At 60.6% G+C, this 20,847-nt stretch carries 12 protein-coding genes; 1 reads left to right on the top strand and 11 read right to left on the bottom strand.

Annotation, left to right across the window (positions count from 1 at the left end):
* Nucleotides 1–10: 10 nt before the first annotated feature.
* From ROSERS_RS21920 to ROSERS_RS21910, 3 genes are all read right to left on the bottom strand, one after another.
* Nucleotides 11–1,009, bottom strand: coding sequence for a carbohydrate ABC transporter permease (locus tag ROSERS_RS21920; protein WP_011958929.1), 999 nt, complete (start codon nt 1,007–1,009; stop codon nt 11–13).
* A 70-nt stretch (nt 1,010–1,079) separates the two neighbouring features.
* A complete protein-coding gene (locus ROSERS_RS21915; RefSeq protein ID WP_011958928.1) occupies nt 1,080–2,465 on the bottom strand; it encodes an ABC transporter substrate-binding protein in 1,386 nt (461 codons plus the stop codon).
* 195 nt (nt 2,466–2,660) lie between these two features.
* On the bottom strand, nt 2,661–3,887 hold the full coding sequence (locus ROSERS_RS21910; RefSeq protein ID WP_011958927.1) for an ROK family transcriptional regulator: 1,227 nt from the start codon (nt 3,885–3,887) through the stop codon (nt 2,661–2,663).
* 281 nt (nt 3,888–4,168) lie between these two features.
* On the opposite strand from ROSERS_RS21910, the gene ROSERS_RS21905 reads away from it, so the two are divergent.
* Nucleotides 4,169–5,404: a hypothetical protein gene (locus tag ROSERS_RS21905; RefSeq protein ID WP_011958926.1), complete on the top strand. Its 1,236-nt coding sequence runs from the start codon at nt 4,169–4,171 to the stop codon at nt 5,402–5,404.
* Here the strand turns inward: ROSERS_RS21905 and ROSERS_RS25630 are convergent.
* From ROSERS_RS25630 to ROSERS_RS21870, 8 genes are all read right to left on the bottom strand, one after another.
* On the bottom strand, nt 5,362–5,712 hold the full coding sequence (locus tag ROSERS_RS25630) for a hypothetical protein (RefSeq protein WP_198136332.1): 351 nt from the start codon (nt 5,710–5,712) through the stop codon (nt 5,362–5,364). The two genes, ROSERS_RS21905 and ROSERS_RS25630, sit on opposite strands and share 43 nt — an antisense overlap.
* A gap of 690 nt (nt 5,713–6,402) precedes the next feature.
* Nucleotides 6,403–7,509, bottom strand: coding sequence for a restriction endonuclease (locus ROSERS_RS21900; protein WP_011958925.1), 1,107 nt, complete (start codon nt 7,507–7,509; stop codon nt 6,403–6,405).
* Between the two features lie 240 nt (nt 7,510–7,749).
* Nucleotides 7,750–11,748 (bottom strand): DUF11 domain-containing protein, encoded by a 3,999-nt coding sequence (locus ROSERS_RS21895; protein ID WP_011958924.1) that lies wholly within the window; start codon nt 11,746–11,748, stop codon nt 7,750–7,752.
* Between the two features lie 711 nt (nt 11,749–12,459).
* Nucleotides 12,460–14,568: an outer membrane protein assembly factor BamB family protein gene (locus ROSERS_RS21890; protein WP_232282706.1), complete on the bottom strand. Its 2,109-nt coding sequence runs from the start codon at nt 14,566–14,568 to the stop codon at nt 12,460–12,462.
* Between the two features lie 443 nt (nt 14,569–15,011).
* Nucleotides 15,012–15,866, bottom strand: a complete 855-nt coding sequence (locus tag ROSERS_RS21885) for an alpha/beta hydrolase family protein (RefSeq protein WP_157041192.1) — start codon at nt 15,864–15,866, stop codon at nt 15,012–15,014.
* An 88-nt stretch (nt 15,867–15,954) separates the two neighbouring features.
* Nucleotides 15,955–17,490, bottom strand: a complete 1,536-nt coding sequence (locus ROSERS_RS21880) for an ArnT family glycosyltransferase (protein WP_232282705.1) — start codon at nt 17,488–17,490, stop codon at nt 15,955–15,957.
* A 149-nt stretch (nt 17,491–17,639) separates the two neighbouring features.
* On the bottom strand, nt 17,640–19,148 hold the full coding sequence (locus ROSERS_RS21875; RefSeq protein WP_011958920.1) for a hypothetical protein: 1,509 nt from the start codon (nt 19,146–19,148) through the stop codon (nt 17,640–17,642).
* A gap of 3 nt (nt 19,149–19,151) precedes the next feature.
* Nucleotides 19,152–20,819, bottom strand: a complete 1,668-nt coding sequence (locus ROSERS_RS21870) for a hypothetical protein (RefSeq protein WP_011958919.1) — start codon at nt 20,817–20,819, stop codon at nt 19,152–19,154.
* Between the last annotated feature and the right edge of the window lie 28 nt (nt 20,820–20,847).

The following is a 20,847-nucleotide window of genomic DNA, read 5'->3' as shown; positions in this document are numbered from 1 at the left end:
CCACCTCCAACTAATCGCGCGACCGGAATACGTAGAGCATCCCGACCACAAAGACCATCATGATCAGCGCCCCCAGCCAGCCAATCGCCGCAGCATATCCCTGCAACCAGTCGCCGATACGGAACGCCAGATCGTACATATAGACCGTCCAGGTATACGTTGGCGAGGTACGCTGAAAACCGCCGAAGATCAGATACTCATCGATCACCGACATTGCGGTGCCAAAGCGTAACACGACCAGGATCGAGAGGATCGGTAAAAGACGGGGAACGATCACGCGCCAGAAGAGTTGCCATTCACTCGCGCCGTCGATGCGCGCCTGCTCGGAAAGGTCTTTGGGTACGGCAGCAAGACCGGCAAGAAAGAACATAGTGTGGTATCCAAGCCCCCACCAGACTTCCATGATGATCACGGCTGGCAGTGACAGGGGTGTGCCGCCCAGCCACTGCGGCGCCGTCTGGCGGGTGAAGATGCCCAGCCACTCGACCAGGATGGTATTAACCGGACCGATCTGGAAATCGAAGAGCCACTTCCAGAGCACGAACACCAGCGGACCGGGAATGACAGCGGGAATGAGCAGTACAATCCGGTAGAATGACGAGAGCCACGGCGTGGTCACCCGGTCGATCAGCACTGCCAGCACCAGCGGGATCAGGATGGTGAGTGGAACGAACGCTGCGGTAAATGCAAACGCGCGCAGGAGGCCAACATGAAAGAGCGGATCATTGAGCGCGTTGATATAGTTCTGCAATCCAACGAAGTTCGGCGGATTGCGTTCCAGATACTTGTAATCGGTGAAACTCAGAACAAAGACGCGGATGATCGGATAGATCTGCCAGCCGACAAAGAAGAAGGTTGCCGGCACAAGAAACAGCAGGTTGGCGTAATCAGCCATCCGGTAGGTCGAACGCCACGTGCGCGCTGCACTTGCCACCCTGGAAGTTACCGTCGCCATACTCGCCTCTTCCACGATCGTCCATCCGTCCTTGAGATCGTAGAGACGTTGCAATGCAACGTTCCTCCACTGCAACGTCTCTGCGCGTTATGCCCGCCTGCAACCTGCAACCTGCAACCTGCTCCTACCCGGCTTTCGCAATCTCCGCCGCCACTGCGTCCTTTGCCTTCTGCAACGCCGCTCGCGGATCCGATTCCTTGCCGGTGAGGTATTCTTCCCAGAACGGCTTCCCGATAACGAACTGCGTCAACCCAAAGGGATGGTTCGTGATAGCGCGCGCACGCTCGAACTGTTCCCGCACCAGCGCCACGAACGGCTGCATCCAGTCAGGCTTGTTCGCCTCCCATTCAGCATAGATCGATTTATACGGCGGCAACTGACCTGGATGCGCAGTCGGCGATCCGGCGATCGAGTCCTTCCAGATCTGCTGATTGTACGTCAGCGCACGCATATACTCGACCGCCTTTTCCTTATTCTTGCCGTACTTGAACAGACATGCGCCGGTCGTCCAGAAGACGGTGCCACCCTGACTGTTCGCAAAGCGCGGCAGACCCGCCATTTGCAACTTGTCGGAGAACCCGCCGGTCTGGGCGAAACGGAGCGGTGCGTTGAAATACTTCGTGTAGTAGGCAACCTGTTGCGCCGCAAATGCTCCTTCGTCGGGGGTGTTGTTCACGCCGCCGTCGGTTGTCCCTTCATTGAGAATATCGGGGTTCGCCAGGTCTTTGATCTTCTTCATCAGGATCAGCGCTTCGACGGCTGGCTCGCTGGTAAAGTCGAACAAACCTTCGGGCGTGTAGACGTTTGTGCTCAGGCTATGGGTGAATGGCGCCAGCGAGCGCCACCCGCGCGCGTCGTACGTCGCGCCATACGGCGCCGCGCCGGAGTCGACCACCTGCTTCGCGTTCGCCAGGTATTCGTCCCAGGTCGTCGGAACGGTCGTAATGCCTGCCTTGTCCGTCAGATTGCTGTTCCAGGCCATGCCGATCACGTCGAGCAGGAAGGGCCAGCTGTAGAGTTTGCCATTCACGGTGCACTCTTCGCGGATCGGCGGAAGAATGTCGTCAAGCACATCTTTGGGAATATAGTCGTCCCACGGTTCGATCACATCCGCCTTGATCAACTGGCTCATTTCGACGAACGGTGTCATACCGACATAGACATCCCACGTGCTTTCCTGGTTCTTCGCCTCGGCGACAAAGCGTTCGATGCCAAAACCCTGCACCGGCGCGATCTGGAAGTTCAACCCCTCGAATGTGCTGTTGACCTGTGGAATAGATGGATGGAGATCGACGATCCATTGGTAGAACGTTGGCGTCAGCGGTCGTGTCGATGTTTGCGCGGGCGCGCTCCCCGGCGGGGTAGTCGGCGCTGTTCCGCCACAGGCGGCAAGCAGCGCGCCACCGGCGGCAGTGACCGCACCGGTTGCCAGCAGCCGCAACATCTGGCGGCGGGTGAGGGTTGAACGGGATCCGTGTACCTGCGTGTCTGATCGTTCGGGAATCTTCATGCGACGCCTCCTTCCGATAAACGTGACCTACGTCGAATCGGCAACAAGACGCCTGACCGTCTTGATTGCTCACCGGCATGCTGCATTGAGCAGATGCGCCCTGGAAGATGCCACGGGCGACTATGTTGGGAAATAGCAGCGCAAGAACGTAGCGAGCGCGGGCGGGCGCGCCGCTACCATCGTCAAACCGGCAACTCAGTGCTGCATGTGCGCCTGACTATCCAAGCGCAGCAACCCAAACTCATGATCGAGCACCATTGCGGCGATACCCAGCAGCACCGCGTCATGTCGTTCGGGAACCAGATCGACCCTCGTCATCGCTGCCAGCGGAGCGAGCGCGTGACGTGCAAGCGAGGTTTTGACCGCTTCCAGCAGTGGTGGACCAAGCGCGGCAATCGCGCCGGTCAGCACGATGCGCTCGACATTGAGCAATCCGACGATATGCGCCACTGCGATTCCGAGGTAGCGCCCGACCTCTGTGACGATCCCGGCAACACCATCATCACCCTCTTCGAGCGCCCGGCAAAAGGTATTGAAGTCGATCGCCGCAGCTGCCGACGCCAGTGAGCGCAGACGTGACGACGGATCGGTGGCAAGCCTGCGCGCAGCGCGAACGATTGCCGTAACGCTGGCAACCGTTTCCAGACAGCCGACATTGCCGCAGTTGCAGCGGATGCCATTGTCAGCAACGACGACGTGACCGATTTCGCCAGCGCCAAACCCGTCACCTGAAAACAGGGCGCCGTTGAGTACAATGCCAGCCCCCACGCCAACCCCGATACTGATCACCACCAGGTTACCGCTGGCGGCGCCATCGCCGAACATGTACTCAGCCAGCGCCGTCAGACGCGCAGCATTGTCGAGATACACCGGCAAACGGTACTGATCCTGAAGCAACTGCCGCAAAGGGGTATCGACGAGACCAAAATTGACCGCGCGCCGCACCATGCCGCGCACGGGGTCCACAATCCCCGGCATGCTCAAACCGATCCCCAGGATGTGCGGCGCCGGGTCTGCCGTCAGATCGTCGAGCAACTGCGTCAGATAGCCAGGCAGATCTTCAGGACGATACCCCTGCAACGGGACGCTGACCCGTCGCTGAATACCGCCGCGCATATCAACGAGCGCCCCGACGATCTGCGTATCCTCGAAACTCAACGCCGCCACACAGTGCGACTCGTGTACCACGCGCAGCAGAATGGGCAGTCGCCCTCCCGACGATTGACCGGCGCCGGTCTCCTCAATCAACCCCTGTTCGATCAGTTCGTTCACGACTGCCGAGACGGTTGTGCGGGTCAACCCGGTCTTCCGCGCAATATCCGCGCGACTGATCGCTTCGTCTTCATAAATGACACGCAGCACCAGCCGACTGTTGTGGTTTCTCGTGTGTTGCCGCGTGGCTTTTGCCAGCAGACTTCTCATGGATGCCCTGAAAACGACCGGCGTCTTCAGCAGGATTGCTGAGACCAACCCGTCCACTATCGACAAAAACGCCTGAGATGCGTTACAATGGCTGCAGACGATTTCATTAGTTCAGTGAACTGACAAAGGTACTGTATCATACCCCATGGCGTTTGTCAATACTTCATTAAGAACGTCGTGGAGCAAAACCATGAGCGCTTCGTGCGCTGGTTGCATGGAGCATCATGATCTTTCCCGGAGAAGGGCGCATTCCCGTTGCATAGCACGACAGGAGAGCCAGTATGCAGACGTCCGTCTTTGTGTTCGCGTATGATCTGGTGGATGAAGGCTACGGTCATGTCCTCGACACGATTCGCAACCGCGCTGGCGCCACAGCGGTCAACCTGGCGTGCAGTTATCATCACGCCCGCGATGTATTCCCACATAATCCCCGACGTAAGGTGCGGTTCCTCGAAGGCGGCGCCTGCTTCTTCCGCCCCGACCCGGCGCGCTACGCCGGTCTCAAGATTCAGCCGATCCGTAGCCGCCTGACCGACGACCACGATCCGCTGAGTCACTGTATCGAGGAAGCCGAACGTCGGGGTATGGCGGTGCGCGCCTGGACGACCAACCTGCACAACACCGGTCTCGGCTCGCAATACCCCGACTGCGCGCTCCAGAATGCATTCGGCGATCCGTATATCACCTGCCTCTGCCCGGCGAACCCGCACGCCCGCGCCTACCTGTGCGCGCTCAGCGCCGATCTTGCCAGTCGTGGCGTGCAGGCGATTCTGCTCGAATCGATCGGGTACCACTCATTCGATCACGGGTATCACCACGAACGGAGTTTTGTGCCGCTGTCACCCATTATTCGTTTCCTCCTCGGTCTCTGCTTCTGCCCCCACTGCACTGCACAGTTGACGGCTCGTGGCGTCGATATGGAACGTGTGCAACGCTTTGTGCAGGGTGAGGTGGAACGTGTTTTCAACGGTGAGACCAGCGCAGTCGAACACATGCCGGTCGAGCGCTCTACGCTGGCAGCGCTGGCAGATGGCGAACTCGGCAACATGCTCGAACAGAGATGCGCAGTTGTAACATCTCTTGTAACAGAGATCACCGAAGCGGTCAGCGCCGTCGGTTCGACACAGGTCATTGCGATGGACATGTCGGGAGCAGAGGTAGGATATGCGACCGGCATGCCTGTTGGCGATCCGGCGCCGTTGCGCGCCTGGGAGGATGGTCTCGACCTTCCAGCGGTTGCATCGGCGTGTCACGGCATTGCCGTGTTAGCCTACGCCCGCGATGTGAACCGCGTGCGCGCCGATCTCGACGCTTACACGAACCTGCTGCCGGACGGCGTCCACCTTACCGTTGGCGTGCGCCCGATGCCGCCGGATTGCTATGACGCCGGAGAGATGACGGCAAAAGTCGCTCTCCTGCGCGAACGCGGCGTTGCCAGCATGGACGTGTACCACTATGGCTTGATGCGCCTGCATCATCTTGATTGGGTGGGACAGGCGCTTCGTGCGCAGGGGTAGGTATTCGGTCTGGTCTGTGCAGGCGGGTTTTGCATTCGATAGCCGATAGGCGATAATCGATAGCCGATAGGCGATAGGCGATAATCGATAGCCGATAGGCGATAATCGATAGCCGATAATCGATAGCCGATGGTCGATAGGGTCGCCGTTGGAGTTCGCGTGACGCACAGACGGGTTTTGCATTCGATAGCCGATAGGCGATAATCGATAGCCGATAGCCGATGGTCGATAGCCGATAGCCGATAGCCGATAGCCGATAGCCGATGGTCGATAGCCGATAATTGATAGCCGATGGTCGATAGGGTCACCGTTGGGGTTCGCGTTCCGCGCCGGCGGGCGTCGCCTTGCATAGCCGAGGGCTTATGGTCTTTGAATAATTATTCCGGTATAGCCCGCGCAGGCGGGCTTCGCCCTGGCTAGCCGAGGGCTTATGGCCTTTGAGTAAATAATCCGCTACAGCCCGCGCAGGCGGGCTTCGCCCTGGCTAGCCGAGGGCTTATGGTCTTTGAATAATTATTCCGGTATAGCCCGCGCAGGCGGGCTTCGCCCTGGCTAGCCGAGGGCTTCAGCCCCACGGCTAGCGCGAGATAGCGGATTTATTTCTCAATCTCCATTAGCCCGACGGCACGAGGCACATATCGGATTAAATGCTCAATCTCCATCAGCCCGACGGCACGAGGGCGAATACCGGTTGATATTCTTATTCTTCATCAATTCGGTTTACAGCCGGGAACGGCAGTCAGAGGCTTCGCGCCGGGCGCCTTTGCCCCTCATCACCTCTGCCTCTCAAGGGTAGATTTCTTGGGAGAGATGAGTGATTTTCTGCATTCCAGGGCGCCTTTGCCCCTCATCCCCCCCTGCCCCCTTCTCCCACACGGGGAGAAGGGGGAGGTTGGGCGTCCTGATGCCTGAAACGGGAGATGGCACGCAGGGGCTTCCAAAAAACCTGCCCCTGTAACCGTCCAGGGCGACCTGGCGCGACCTCCCGGTTCCGTTGTTCACGGCGCTACCACCTCCAGACGCTCACTGATGTCTGCTTCGAGAGTCAGCAGGGTGCGGTGCGTCCAGCCAACCTGACCGCGCGGATTGCGGATATAGAGCCAGTTTCCGTCCGCCGAACGACCGAGCAGTTCGACAATCTCGCCAGCGTGCACCTGATCGAGCACCGTGCCCCGCATATTCGGCGCAGCGCGCACATTCCCGCCATTGAAAACGGTTGTGGTCGGGACGGGGGGTTCTGTCGGCGCCACCGTCGGTGTCGGCAGCGCTGTCGGTTGAGGTTCTTCCGAAGAAGGAGTCTGGGTAGGCAAGGGAAGAGAAGATGCGGTTCTTCCCAGAGGTGATCCGGCAATACTTTCAGGAGAGGGCGTCGGCGCTGTGCGAATAGTTGGTGGCGCAGACGATGGCGGACCTGCAATCGCAAATGCTGACAGAACGCTTAACCCGTTGATCACCACCAGTGTAATGAATGTTGCAAGGCGTCGCCGTTGCACCGCCTGTCTACGTGTCGGGTCTTCACGCAACCTGGCAGCTTCGCTTATCTTCTGCTCCAGAATAGCGCCATCCCACAGTTCCACTGCCTGATCGCGCGCCTCGGCATACCCCTGCGGCGTAAACGAACTTGTCGTCACCAGCAATGCGCGGTCGGCTTTCTGAATGTGCAACGCTCCGACGAGATCGCGCACCGCTGAGGGAGAAACCGACTTATTGTGATGGTAGCGCTTACACTGGACGACATACCGTGTACCCTGAAACTCGCCTTCCAGATCAACGCCGCGATCTCCACTGCCGCCGCGCAATCTGAGATGACTCCAGCCCAGGTCTTTCAACAAGAGCAGCACCCGTTCTTCAAATTCGGTCGGCGTGAGCGCGTACAGTTCCTTACGCACCAGGCTCCGCTGGCGCGCATGACGTATCAAAAGACGCACAAACCACAGGATCACAAACGCAACCGAGAGGATCAGCACCGCAGCAGCGATCTGCCAGGGGAGGGCAAGGTTCGTTACGGTTTGCCAGAAAGGACGAAATCCGATCAATCCGAGCAGGAAAAGAGCGCCGATGGCAGACCCGGCATCGGGCGAGTGACGTGAACGACGACGAGACATAGGCTGAGTACGTTGATCTCAAGAAACTTCACCGGGGTTGCAATCTGCACACCCTCTCGATGCCCACTGTACGATACGTCGTCGTCGATTGCGATTGCAGTATGCGTGCGATTTGTTTTCAGATGTGCAATCAATCCTGAAAAGCGCACTGATCGCTGTCACTTCCCGTCTCAAAAGAGATCGGGGGAGCGGGTTCACGCTCCCCCGAAGCCCTGATTGAGACGGACGCGCCGTTCGCGCTCATCGCGCAATGACCGGCAGGTTCACCACATACAACGCCTGTGTTGAACCCTCCGCCCGGTTGTTCGATGGCACGGGGTCTTCCGCGCCTGTCGGTGCGGCAACCGTACTGGAGAAGGGCAACGCCCCTACTGCCCGCCGGAAGACAACCCCGGTCACTGTGTAGGTCACGGTTCCGCCCGGCGCCAGCGTCACCATATCATCGACGGGTGCGCTGCCGCTTGCTGCACCGCAGGACGACCCGCTCGACGCTGCACACGCCCAACCGGTCACCGTCACGAGCGCCGGTGGCGTGTTGCTCACCCGCGCGCTGGCAGCAACACTCGGACCGTTGTTTTGTACCGTGACCGTGTACACTATGGTTTGTCCTACAAATGCGTGCACAGGGAGACTCTGTGTCACCACCAGATCGGTGTGCGGTTGAAGCGTACTCGAAATCGTGACGCTGTTGTTGGCGAACGTCGGGTCGTCCACGCCGACCGGCGGCAAGACCTGCGCCGTATTCACCAGGTTGCCGGTTGCGTCTGCCGCCACGACGCCTGCTATGGTGATCGTCGCCGCTCCGCCGACCGGGAACGACGGCAGGCTCAGCGTCAGGTTGCCGCTGCCGCTTGACTGCGCGCATGTTGCGCCATTCGCGCCGCTGCATGTCCACACCACCCCGCTGATCGTCGGCGGGAACAGGTCGAGCACGGTTGCGCCATCAGCATTTGCGCTGCCGGTGTTCGTCACCATAATCGTATAGGTCACCGGCAGACCAGGAACCACAACCGCTGGCGCCACCGTCTTGCTGATCGTCAGATCGGCAGGTCGCCCCAGGCCGCCACCGTCGGTGAACACGTTGTTGTCCGGATCAGGATCGGTCACATTCCCCGGCACTGTCACGATTGCCGAATGCGGCGGCATCGTCAGCGCTGCTGGCGACACCACGCCGGTGGCGGTGAAAACCGCATTCCCGCCCGGCGCAAGCGTGACCGGCGCATTGATGCTTCCGCTTCCCGACGAGGGGCATGCCGACCCGGACGTCGCGCCGCAATTCCAGATGACATTCGTGACGCTGATCGGAAAGATGTTCACCACCGTCGCACCGACCACGGTGCTCGGTCCGGCATTCGTTACCGTCAGCGTATAGGTGATTGGCTGACCTGCCTGCGGAACCGCCGGGTTGCTCGTTCGTGTTATTGCCAGGTCGCCGCGGACACTGATCGGCGTCGAGAGTGTGGACGTATTATTGGCGAACGTCGGGTCGTCCACGCCGACCGGCGGCAAGACCTGCGCCGTATTCACCAGGTTGCCGGTTGCGTCTGCCGCCACGACGCCTGTTATGGTGATCGTCGCCGCTCCGCCGACCGGGAACGACGGCAGGCTCAGCGTCAGGTTGTCGCTGCCGCTTGACTGCGCGCATGTTGCGCCATTCGCGCCGCTGCATGTCCACGCCACTCCGCTGATCGTCGGCGGGAACAGGTCGAGCACGGTCGCGCCATCGGCATCTGCGCTGCCGGTGTTCGTCACCGTAATCGTATAGGTCACCGGCAGTCCGGGAACCACAACCGCTGGCGCCACCGTCTTGCTGATCGTCAGATCGGCAGGTCGCCCCAGGCCGCCACCGTCGGTGAACACGTTGTTGTCCGGATCAGGATCGGTCACATTCCCCGGCACTGTCACGATAGCCGAATGCGGCGGCATCGTCAGCGCCGCTGGCGACACCACGCCGGTGGCGGTGAAAACCGCATTCCCGCCCGGCGCAAGCGTGACCGGCGCATTGATGCTTCCGCTTCCTGACGAGGGGCACGCCGAGCCGGACGTCGCGCCGCAATTCCAGATGACATTCGTGACGCTGATCGGGAAGATGTTCACCACGGTCGCACCGACCACGGTGCTCGGTCCGGCGTTCGTTACCGTCAGCGTGTAGGTGATCGGCTGACCTGCCTGCGGAACGGCCGGGTTGCTCATTCGCGTTATTGCCAGGTCGCCGCGAACACTGATCGGCGTCGAGAGTGTGGACGTATTATCGGTCGGCGTCAGTTCATTGATGCCGTCAGGAGTCGCCACACCGACGGTACTGACCAGATTGCCGGTTGCCGTGCTTACCAGATCACCGGTGACGGTAAATGTGACGCTGCTCCCAACCGGCAGATTGAGGGTCTTGTTGATCCAGTTGCCACTGCCGCTGGTTGGCGCGCAGGAAGCCCCGCCCGACGGAACACACGTCCAGGTCGTGCCGCTCAGTTGCGCCGGGAATGTGCTGTTCAGCACCGCCCCGGTGACCGCATTCGGACCCACGTTGCTGACCGTAACGGTGTACACTGCCGGTTCGCCAGCAACGACCGAAGCCACACTCTGGGTCACCCGGAGATCGCCGGGAACGACGCGCGCGCGTTCGAGCACCTTGTGGGTGTCGAATGTCTGGATCAGGAAGGTGGACGGGTTGGGTGCGCCAGCGCCGAGATTAAACCGGATTGTTTTCGGTCCGAGGACGGCGCCGTTCGGCAACCGGATCAGGATCGCATCCCGCGCGGCGAACCCGCTGTACGCATCGGTGACCGCCGCGCGTTCACGGAGGAGCGAAGCGCCGGGTTCAAAACCTTGCAGTTCGACCGCAGCAAACTGATCGAGCGCAACGTCTGGCGGCAGGGTGATCAAGACACTGCCATCGGGCGGGATTGTTTGTTGCGTGGTCATGGTGATCGTAAACTCATCACCGTTGCGCAGCACGGTTGGCGTGATCGGCGATCCCTGCGTCATCTCAGCCAGACCGAAGCGCGTACTGTTCGGCGTTCCGGCGGTGGCATACCACATCCGATAGGTCAGGTCTTCCTTCAACAGCCGCACGACCCACACATCGTCGTTGGTTCCAGGGGGATTGACACTGATCGTGTCCATATCACCGCTGAACGCAAGCAGATTAGGATTGGGGCGCACCCAGTTCACTCCATCCACTGAGGTGACATGTCCGATGGTGAACCAATCGCCAAAGGGGTGCTCTGGTGGATTCTGGTAGCTTTTGGCCTGGTACCACATCCGATAGATAGCGCCATCCTTGATGACTGCCGTCAAACCGACATTGTTTGAGTCAAACGCAGCAAAGCCGAGCGGACCATTCGGATCTCCAGCCAGCACTGATCCGAGAGGCGCCGGTCCGTTGACGATTGACCAGGATATCCCATCGGAAGAAAGCGCGTGTCCTACATAGAAGGTGTTATTCGCACGGAACCCTTCATACCACATGCGGAAGCAACGCCCGCTGGTGCGCCCGCCTTCGCACGGTGCGATAGCGCTGGCTTCATCAATCAGCACAAACGGTCCGATAATGCGATCATCGTCGAACAAACCCGAACCAGGACGCGACGTCAGGACCGGCGCTCCGCCGTTCTGTCGGACCCAGGTAATGCCGTTGGTCGAAGTTGCGTAACCGAACCCTACCCAGCGCCAGTCGCTACTGACGCCGGTGTACCACATGTGATACTGTCCGCCGTCCTTGATCACATGAAATGTTGTCACGCCGTTCTGATCAAAAGAATGTCCAGACGTTCCAGACCCTTCGAAGACGCTGCCGCCGGTATGCGTCCCCTGAACGCGATACCAGGAAACGCCGTCCGGTGAGACGGCATACCCGATCCGGCGATACGGCTCGCCGGGACGCGTGCCGACGTACCACATCCGATAACACAGACCGCTTATGCGACCGTTTTCGCATGGTGCGGTGACACTCGCTTCATCTCTGAGAACGTTGGGCGGGAAGACCTGACCGGTATCGAACTGATTCACTGATGGCGCCCCAGAGGTGAAAACGCCGCAGTTGGGCGCTCCGGTCGCCGGATTCCAGTTCGCAAACACGGCGCCCTGGAACGCCGGATCACACGTTCCTGGCGTGAATATCCAGTTTTGATTGTTTGGAACCGTTGCACGCGCAACCGGCGTTTGCCCTGTTGTGGGAATGAACATTATCAGACCGCCGATCAGACCGGATAGCCAGAGCCAGACCATACCGCGACGCATACCTGTAACCTCACTGGCAGAGCTTAAGCGTATTGAGTAGCGCTATGATAATGATGGTCTATGAAAAAAAGATGACACTCTTGCGCAGCGTGTCTATCACAGAGGAGGCGCTGATACCGGCGAACGAGATACAGGGTGCGTGAAGCGCGGTTTGTTTGGGGCGAACTTCTCGTTACAAGTTGTATCACACACATCTGGTGTAACAATGTAGTATGCGCTCCAGCCATCACGTGTGTGCGACCCTTGAAGGGGTGCGAGGTTCCGTGAAGAATCGGGAGGGGCAGTTTGCGAACCACCCCTCCCGGTGTGGAATCGTGGGTGCGCACGACCGTGCGCCCCCTCCGTTAGCAGTTCTCACAAAGGTTGAACCTGATGGACAAGGTTGACCACTCCTGGGAATGGCGCACCCCACGCGATGACCGAAATAATGGTCTTTGATCAAATAATCCGCTACAGCCCGCGCAGGCGGGCTTCGCCTTGGCTAGCCGAGGGCTTCAGCCCCACGGCTAGCGCGGTATAGCGGAATAAATTCTCAATCTCCATCATTTCGGTCTACACTCCGCTGAAAGCGATACCTCGTGCGACACGGCAGGTCCAAACAAGGGTCAACGTATCTGAGAACCGCTAACGACGCCTCCGTATCAAAGTGGCGACTATCTGTCGAGAAAGAGACGTGCACGGCGCACTGGTCAGTGTGCTTTGCCGTTCGGGTTACTGCGCCTCCTGCGCCAGCACCTGCTCCAACACCTCAATCTGCTCTGGCGTCGTCACAAAGATCGCCGGGTCTCCCTGATACCACGCGATGACCCCGCGCACCCGCACCTCCTGCCCGACCTGATAGCGCGCCTCCGGTCGCCCGCCGAAGCGCTCCCAATCCGCCTTCCGAATGAGCGCCTTGAAACTCCCCTGGTGTGGGTTGCTGAACCCCAGCAACACATATTTGCCATTGTTGAAGATATAGCGCAGCGTGCCGGTCACAGTCACCATTCGCCCTTCCCAGGCGCGCGCCTCGGTGTACGGAATGGTCGCCACCGGTTGCGGGTCGGGCGGCGGCGGCGGCGCCTCAACCAGCGGGAGGGATGAGACTTCGCTCGCCTGCGGATTGCCGCTCGTCAGCGCCACCACCGCGCCGTCGGTGCTGACAAAGTAGACATTCTCGTTGCTCACCGTCCACGAGGCATATTCGCGCCAGTACTTGTCGTACACCTTCCCCTGCCGATAGTAAATGTAAAACCCGGCATCATAGAAGCGCGTGTTTTCCAGTCCGCTCGCGCAGTAGTGCGATGCGTTGAACGGGCACGCGTCAGCGTTATCCTGCGAGGTCGCAATCGTCGCCAGGCGCTGGGTTGTAATCTTGTTGCTGAAACTGCCGCGCGCCGCCGAGCGGTCCAGGATGCGCATCGCAAAACCCGCCTCCCAGTGCGCGCCGAACAGATAGTCGCCCGCCATTGACACATTCGGCTGTTCGTCGGTCAGCAGGTAGGGATCGGCGCTGCCCGGCGGATAGTCGTAGGCGATGAAGCGCACATCGCCGCCTTGCAGCCCGCTGACCGTCTCACTGTCGAGCATCATCTCGCCGAAGTGCGAATCCCAGCGCGAATCGTAGGCGTGTCTGGCGCGAATGATGGTGTAGACCACCTCGCGCCCGTTGGCGAGCCGCTTGACGACCGGTTGCGGTCCCATCGGCATATAGCCGCCGTCGCCGTAGCCGCCGTGCCCGACATTGGCGATGAACGGCCTGCTCCCGTCGTCGAGGTCGAGCACGAACAGCGCCTGATAACCGGGATTCTGGATCAGAAACTGGCGCATCTCGCTGTTGGTTTGGGGCCAGTCACGCCACGTGGTTTCCCAATCCAAACGGACCTTGACCAGCACATACCCGGCGCCGTCCGCAATCACGGGCCAGCCGTAGCGGAACTCGGTCGGGTCGCCAAAGGTGCGACTGGCGTGGACCGGGCGCACGCGCCATTGGCGGGCGCCGCTGGCGTTGTTGATGGCGTGGACGAAGAGGTCTGGCTCGGTGGCGACGATGACGACGTTGCGCGAGGGGGAATAGGATGGCGGAGTGGCGACGGTTGCGCCAGCGTTGTACCGCCAGAGTTGGTGCATAGTTTGCTTGTGCACAGCGAAGACGGCGTTCCCCATCGAGAAAATCACACGGTCGCTAAGGACAGCGGGCGGCAGCGGCAGGTCGCTGGTCTGTCCGGCGTTGAAGTCGGCGAGGATGGCGCCGTCCTGGGCGCGCAATTTGTAGAGCCGCCCATTGGCGGAGACGGCGAACACGGCGCTGGTGTCGCGGTCGTAGGCGACGGTCGAGCGGATGGCGCCGATGCCGCTGCGTTGCCAGAGTTGCCGACCGGTGGCTTCGCTCAGAGCGAAGACGCCGTCCACGCCAGCGGCGATGTACACGCGGCCTCCTCCGGTGACCGGCTGAACGTTGCGCGGCAGCGAGCCGCCGGTGGTGACCTTGGCGATGCCGCCGCTGGTGTTAGGACCGTTCCAGGACCAGCGCCAGCGCCAGGGGTACGGGACGGTCTGCGGGGTGTAGCCAGTGCGCTGCGCATCGTGCGCGTGCTGGCTCCACTCCTCCGGCGGCCCACTGACTGGCTGATCACTGACCACAAGCGGCAGATACAGCGAGGCTGCATTTGCCGGCGCCGGTACAGAGGTGGCAGTCACAGATACGGCGCGTGCCGTCTGCCAGGTTGTCTGCACCCTGGGTGCGCTCGAAGGTTGCACCAGATGCTCACCTCTGGCCGGTGTTACCTGCGTCGTACCTGCGAGCGGCAGGAGGATGCCTATGACTGTTAAGATTGCCACGATCTGCAACCACCCGAAACATCCGCTCCTCATAACTGCCTCCACGAGTTATCGTCATTCCAAATACGTTTGAGACATCTCCCTCAATCCGCTCCCGTTCCTGGGAGACGACTGAGATGACGCAGGCGTTCGGCAGCGCGATAGGCGTCACTGCGCGTTAGCGTGTCTCATGTGCTGTCGCAATGACGAGACGACGCACATCCCGTCATTGCCCGTCGGGGGCGCGGCATGCCGCGCCCCGACAGGTGCGCCCCGGTGCGGCAAGCGGCGCCCCGACAGCGCCGCCCCGACATAGAACTTTTACCAACCCTATCGTACAGATTGTGCATAGAGCGTGTCGCGTCGCTGGATGACACTTTGATCACAGCAGACACCCTCAAAGACGCCTGAACTGGCAGCATCCGGCGCCTGAGACTTCAGTGGCAGGCTTCATCAGTCCAATGCTATCGGTTGGGGTTCGCTATCACATTCCTTGATCGCAGGGATGAGCATGATCCCGACACGTGCACAGCGCTCCACGCATCGAGTTGCTGCACAAGCGCTTGCATTGCTCCACGGTGATAGCGGTCGACCCATGCAGGATCAGTCCAATCAATCGGACCATCACGGATGTCGAAGAGGGTATGTTCAGCGCCGTCGGCGATGTACAATGTCGAACCCGCTGCGTAGCGCGCATTGTGCGCTGCTGCCGCTTCCGGACCGATGGCGTTCAGATCTGGTTCGCTATCAGCCACAATGATGATGATCGGCGCCGCGATGCGCACAATATCGTCGGCACGCAGCAGATTCGAGAGGAGCGCCACGCCGCGTGGACGCTGTACCTGAAGGTATGCCTGATACTGCGCAGCAAGGTGTTGCGTCCCTATGCTCTGCGCCACAATGAAGACGCGACAGCGGTCAATCCCGGCCTGCGCTACGGCTGCGCGATAGGCGGCCAGTGCATCGTCACGCTCGCAACACCCGTACACCCCGCCGCTCGCGCCAGTGCCGCGTTTGTCGAAACGGAAGACGGCATATCCAGCGCGCAGCAGAATCTCTGCCAGATACCCGTATGCGTCGCGGGGAACAGGACCGGAGTGGTGAATGATGAACACCAGTGGGTGCGGACCGGAACCCATCGGCAGATCGAGTTCGCCAGCCAGTTCCACGTCGCCGCTGACGAAGCGCACCTCCCGCCGCTCGGCGGCGATGCCTTCCAATCGCGGCGTCGGCAGCGCATCGGTAAGGAGCGGCGTTGGTTGGGCTGCGCGATCCGTGACTGATGGCGCACATGAGGTCAGCAACAGAACCAGCAGCATCCATCCAGATGCGAGCCGGAGAACCGAGAGAGAACACGGATCGACACGGATACGACGGTTCAGCACGGATGTTGATGAGTGAAACGTGTTAACGGTGCATAAAGAGCGCATAGGTTCCGATCTGCGCCACCTGAATATAGTGGCGTTCCAGTTCCGGCGTATTGTACACGCCAGTATAACTGCCGAAACCGCCAACCACGACATACGTCGGGCGCTCCGCATACCAGTTGTACTGAACCGGCGCACCCCCCAGCCAGGTGGAACGCACTGCCTGATCGAGCGTCGGTTGCGGCGGGTAGCGATAGTTGTGGTCGGTCAATACGCCGAGTTCTGGCTCCCATGTTGCGATGATTGCCGTTTCCGGCACGGTGGCATTCAGATACGCCGCAAACCGCTGTGCACTGTCGTCGGGAGTGAACACAACGCGCGCCGTCAGAGCGAGCGGCAACGCAATGATCGCAATCAGGTAGACAACCGCAACTGTCGCGGCAACCGGCAGCAGACGGCGCAACCAGGCTACCGTGTCGAATGCCAGACGGGCGACGGTCAGCGCGCTCAGGGCGACTGCCGGGAATGCATAGCGGGGCCAGCCCAGCGAAGCGCCGACGAACCATGCCAGCCACAGACCGATCAACAGTGCCAGCAGCGCTTCGCTCAACCCCTGCGACGTGCGGCTGCGCGCGCGCCAGATGGTGTACGCCATCGCCGGAACGATCAACCCGCCGTACAGATCCGGGCGCAACAGGTAATATCCGGCGCGCAGCGTTGATCGGATATTAAAGACGAAAATCGCGCCTCCAGCTGCCTGACGTGTCTGCTGAATGTTCTCGAAGAAAGTTCCGGGACCGAGCAGCGCAAACTGCGTCAACGTCCAGACGCCAAAGCACGCGACCGACACGACAAGAGGAACCAGACGCAGCACCCAACTGCCAGCCCGGTAGTAGCGCCAGTCGAGCAGCGCGGTCAACAGGAGCGCCAGGGGTACAATCAGCACGAACTGATTCTTCGTGACCAGCGCCATCCCGAACCCCAATCCTGCCAGCACGCTCCAGATGAGATGCGTCCGCTGCGCCGACAGCTCTGTCGCCGTCTTCAACGCAGTCAGCCATGCCAGCATTCCCAGAAAAACGAATGCGACCCCCGGCGCCTCGCCGAGCACCTGCCGCCCATACTCGATCAACCCCTCATAGTTGACCGTGCGCGACGCCAGCAGCAATGCCAGGGCGATGAGCGCGGGCCACCCGCCATAGAGACGCTGCGCAAGCGCATACCCGGCAACAACTGCAATAGCAAAATAGATCACGATCACCAGTCGCGCCTGCGTCAGACCGATGCCGAACGCCTGATAGACCGCCGCAACCGGCAGCATAATCGTCGGACCGATGCCGATCGTGGGACCGTGGTAGCGGAACTCGACGCCGCCATCAGGAGTGGCGCTGATGTCGGCATACTTCCCGTATCGGACCAGCGTCTCAGGTACGTGGAGATGCGATCCCTCATCGAACCAGGTGCGCGGCGCGTAGGGCAGGTTAATCGTCGCCAGCAATGCCGCCGCTGCGAACAGCATGATCACAACGATCCGGTACATCGATCCGGTCGCCGTCGTCGTTTGAAGATGTGGCATACGATGCGCCTCTGGACGGATCATTGCGTTGGTGCTCCTCATATGCTGTCAGATCTGCACTGCCCCGCCCCACTGTCATCCCTGGGACGGGACTTCTCACAACTGCCGGGGTTTTCCCTGCAGCTGTACTCGCCTGTCAGGCACAGCCTTCAACCCGCAACCCCCCGCGCTCTCACAACCGGCTGATCGGCGCGTTCCGTCATGCCAGAGCCACGGATCACGAAAAAGAGCACGGTGATGCTCACCGCCAGAAACAGCGCCAGCGGCAGCAGGCTCGACCAGCCGCTGAGATTCAGCGCCATGCCCAGGTTGCGCGCCACATTGCCAGCGGCGAGTTCCGGCAGCGAATAATCCAGCAATGGGTTCGGTTGATACTGCGGAAAACTCTGCCCGCCGATCGTTTGCGCCCATACATTCAGCAACGACCAGCCACCTGTGATGACCAGCGTCACCCGCGCCTGCCAGCGCGCGCCCCACATTGCAAGGAACGCGCCCATACCGAACGCCAGAAACGGCAGCATCGGCACGAGGTAGCGCGGTCCGACGCCAAAACCGCCGCTCCACATTACCGATGACCCGTTGAACAGCAGGAAACTCGCAACCGCCCAGATACAGACCGCCAGTTCACGGCGGTAGATTCCGGCGCGCCACCAGGCGACAAATCCTGCCAGCCCGGTCAGCAACACCGGCGCCAGCAGAAACAGACCACGATGGACGCCGAAAGTAATGCCCCACAGCGCTTCGCGGTTCGGTCCTGCCAGGCTCATAAAACCGGATTGATGCTCCGCCTGCCACAACTCCGAGTATTTGTAGCCAACGGGTAGCACGGTGCCAAAGATCGCAAAGTTATACGCCATCATGAGCGCAAGCGGCGGAATGCCCGCCAGCGCCGCGCCCACAATCCAGCGTCTATCAGGGAGAACGATGAGCGCATATAATCCAATGCCAGCAACGATCAGCGCCGCCGGATATTCGGTGATCAGCGTCCATCCCAGCAGAAAGCCCACCACCAGCATCCAGCGCGGTGAGAGGCGCTGTCGCCCGATGAGGAAGACCAGCCAGAACGCCCCAAAGAGCAGAGCGGCGACCTGCTGGTGACCCATAAACGCATTTGAGTAGGGGAACGCTGGCGTCGCCAGACCGTAGATCAACGCAATCGTTGCGCGCCACCCCATCCCCAGGTCGAACAGTTCAAGGAAACGGTACAGCACGACACCCAACAGCGCAGCCGGGATCGCAACCGTCGCAAACGACACAATCATCAACACCAGCGCGAAATAGACCTTCTCTGTCGCCAGCCCGCTGCCACCGGGACGCAGCGTTTCCCCAAATGCCGCCGATGAACCGAGACGTTCGATGAAACGCTGAACCGGCGCCGTCTGCAACACCGGGCGAACGGCGGCGTACACCGGCACTGCGAGAAACGACGTGCCGGGCGCTTTGTCGCTGTAGTAATGCCCGTTATACTTCGCGTAGTCGCCGGTATTGGCAACGAACCGGTCGATCTGGAATGACCGGTCATCGACAATCGCCAGCGTCAGGTTCAGCCGCGAATTCTGGTTCCAGTCGGCCCAGCGCGGCGGGAAGTAGGCGTAGCATGCCAGCAAAATGAGGAAGAGCAGGATTTCGACACGGAATTGGCGAACGATTCTTATCATGGGTCACCCATTCGGCAGATGTGTTGCTGTCACCCGATAGACCGTCGTATCGCCTGAAGAAAAAGCCAGCGTCAGATAGCGCCCGACCGCCGCAGACAGTGCCTCATCAGCATTGTCCCGCTCACGAACGACGAGATAGGTCACCCGGTACGCTGTCAGGATTTCCTGCCGCCGTGCATCGGAGACAGCGGGATCGAAAACGTCGCGCACCATTGCCCGTTTCCCGTGGAAATCGAGCGTCCCCGCCCAATGCGCCAGGAATGCGCGCGCATCGGTGCGCACCGGCACATGCTGCCCATACTCAAGATCCGCCAGCACCACATCATCGGCGGTGACGTGCGCTTCCAGCCATGCGAGCGACTCCACTTCCCCATGGGTCAGGTAGTATGGGGCTTCGAGGCGACGAAAATCGACAAACCGCCATGCAACGAGATACACATTCGTCGCCACAGCCAGCACTGCGAGGAGCGCGAGCGTCGGTCGCAGCAGCGCCGGACGGCGGCGTTGCAGCCAGGGCGCGACACGGGTGAAAACTGCCGCAGCCGCCAGGATCGCTATTGGCATCTGCCAGCCGAGAAGCAGGTGGATCTGAAACTTGACCGGCAGGTATGCCAGGACAAAATGGCTCAGAAACCAGACAACGACCAGGAGTTCGGCATCATTTCGGCTCTGCAAGGCGCGGAGGCGAACACTGATCAGCGCCAGCAGAAACGGAACACCCAGCAGGATGGGCAACTCCCACGGCGGCGGTGTCCAGGCGCCGGCATTGTCGAACTGGCTCAGTTTTTTACCCCACGTCGGATCGAGCAGCACCAGCGCCGACAGGTATGCCGCAGCCGGCGCCGAGAGCGCAAAGATGATGATCCCGCAACGGAACAAAAACGCCGGAAAACGCCGGTCACGCGCCCATACGAGCACGCCAAACGATCCCATCACGGCATAGATCGTGATCAGGTCATAGGCGTGCTGTAACCCCAGGATCGCCCCCAGAACGCCGCATACGACGGCATAGCGATACTGTCCGGTGCGAACCGCCTGAAGCAGTAACGCCATCATTGCCACGATCAGCGCCAGCGCCATACCGAAATGGGGGAACGCTGTCAAAATCCAGAACGTATTGGCTTCAGCGGTATAGATGTTGAATGGAAACGGCGCTTCTGGCAATCTGTAGATATACTTGACAATCACCCAGATGAACCCCAGACCGCCGCCGAACACAAAGAGGAGATACGCCAGGCGACGCTGTCGCACATCGGCAACTGCCAGGTTCAGGAAAGCATACCCGGACGCCAGCACAGCCATCACTGCCACAATCCGCAGCCCCGACCAGAGCGCAGCATACTCCAGACCGGTCAGCGCCCCGATCCGCCCAACCGTCCACCAGAGCAGGTTGAAGAACGCCGGTGCATTCGGTTCTGGTGTCAGTCGGTTTGGCGCCAGCGGCGCGCGCGCCAGATCGCGCATCCAGGCGAAGTATTGCGCGTGATCCGGCATGTTGTACACAATGCCAGCAAACTGGCGCTCTGGAGTCGCAAACAGATGCCCCGCGAGGATCGGCAGCGAGCTGAGTATCAACGCCAGTGCGCCGACCAGTGCGATAAACGAGCGCTCGTGCAGACGAGTCGCTGATGTTGCAACGTCTGTCGCTGCCGCTGATGTGGTGACCGCCATAGGATCGTATTCTCCGTGCGTGCTGCTC

The sequence above is a fragment of the Roseiflexus sp. RS-1 genome, from assembly GCF_000016665.1.
GTDB lineage: Bacteria > Chloroflexota > Chloroflexia > Chloroflexales > Roseiflexaceae > Roseiflexus.
This window is presented reverse-complemented; position numbering and strand designations above follow the sequence as displayed.

Bases quoted from the DNA above. Each gene is read 5' to 3' on its own strand.
- ROSERS_RS21900 (WP_011958925.1), bottom strand. From the start codon at position 7,509: ATGTCTCGTCGTCGTTCACGTCACTCGCCCGATGCCGGGTCTGCCATC.
- ROSERS_RS21870 (WP_011958919.1), bottom strand. From the start codon at position 20,819: ATGGCGGTCACCACATCAGCGGCAGCGACAGACGTTGCAACATCAGCG.
- ROSERS_RS21915 (WP_011958928.1), bottom strand. From the start codon at position 2,465: ATGAAGATTCCCGAACGATCAGACACGCAGGTACACGGATCCCGTTCA.
- ROSERS_RS21875 (WP_011958920.1), bottom strand. From the start codon at position 19,148: ATGATAAGAATCGTTCGCCAATTCCGTGTCGAAATCCTGCTCTTCCTC.
- ROSERS_RS21910 (WP_011958927.1), bottom strand. From the start codon at position 3,887: ATGAGAAGTCTGCTGGCAAAAGCCACGCGGCAACACACGAGAAACCAC.
- ROSERS_RS21895 (WP_011958924.1), bottom strand. From the start codon at position 11,748: ATGCGTCGCGGTATGGTCTGGCTCTGGCTATCCGGTCTGATCGGCGGT.
- ROSERS_RS21885 (WP_157041192.1), bottom strand. From the start codon at position 15,866: ATGCTGCTGGTTCTGTTGCTGACCTCATGTGCGCCATCAGTCACGGAT.
- ROSERS_RS21880 (WP_232282705.1), bottom strand. From the start codon at position 17,490: ATGCCACATCTTCAAACGACGACGGCGACCGGATCGATGTACCGGATC.
- ROSERS_RS21905 (WP_011958926.1), top strand. From the start codon at position 4,169: ATGCAGACGTCCGTCTTTGTGTTCGCGTATGATCTGGTGGATGAAGGC.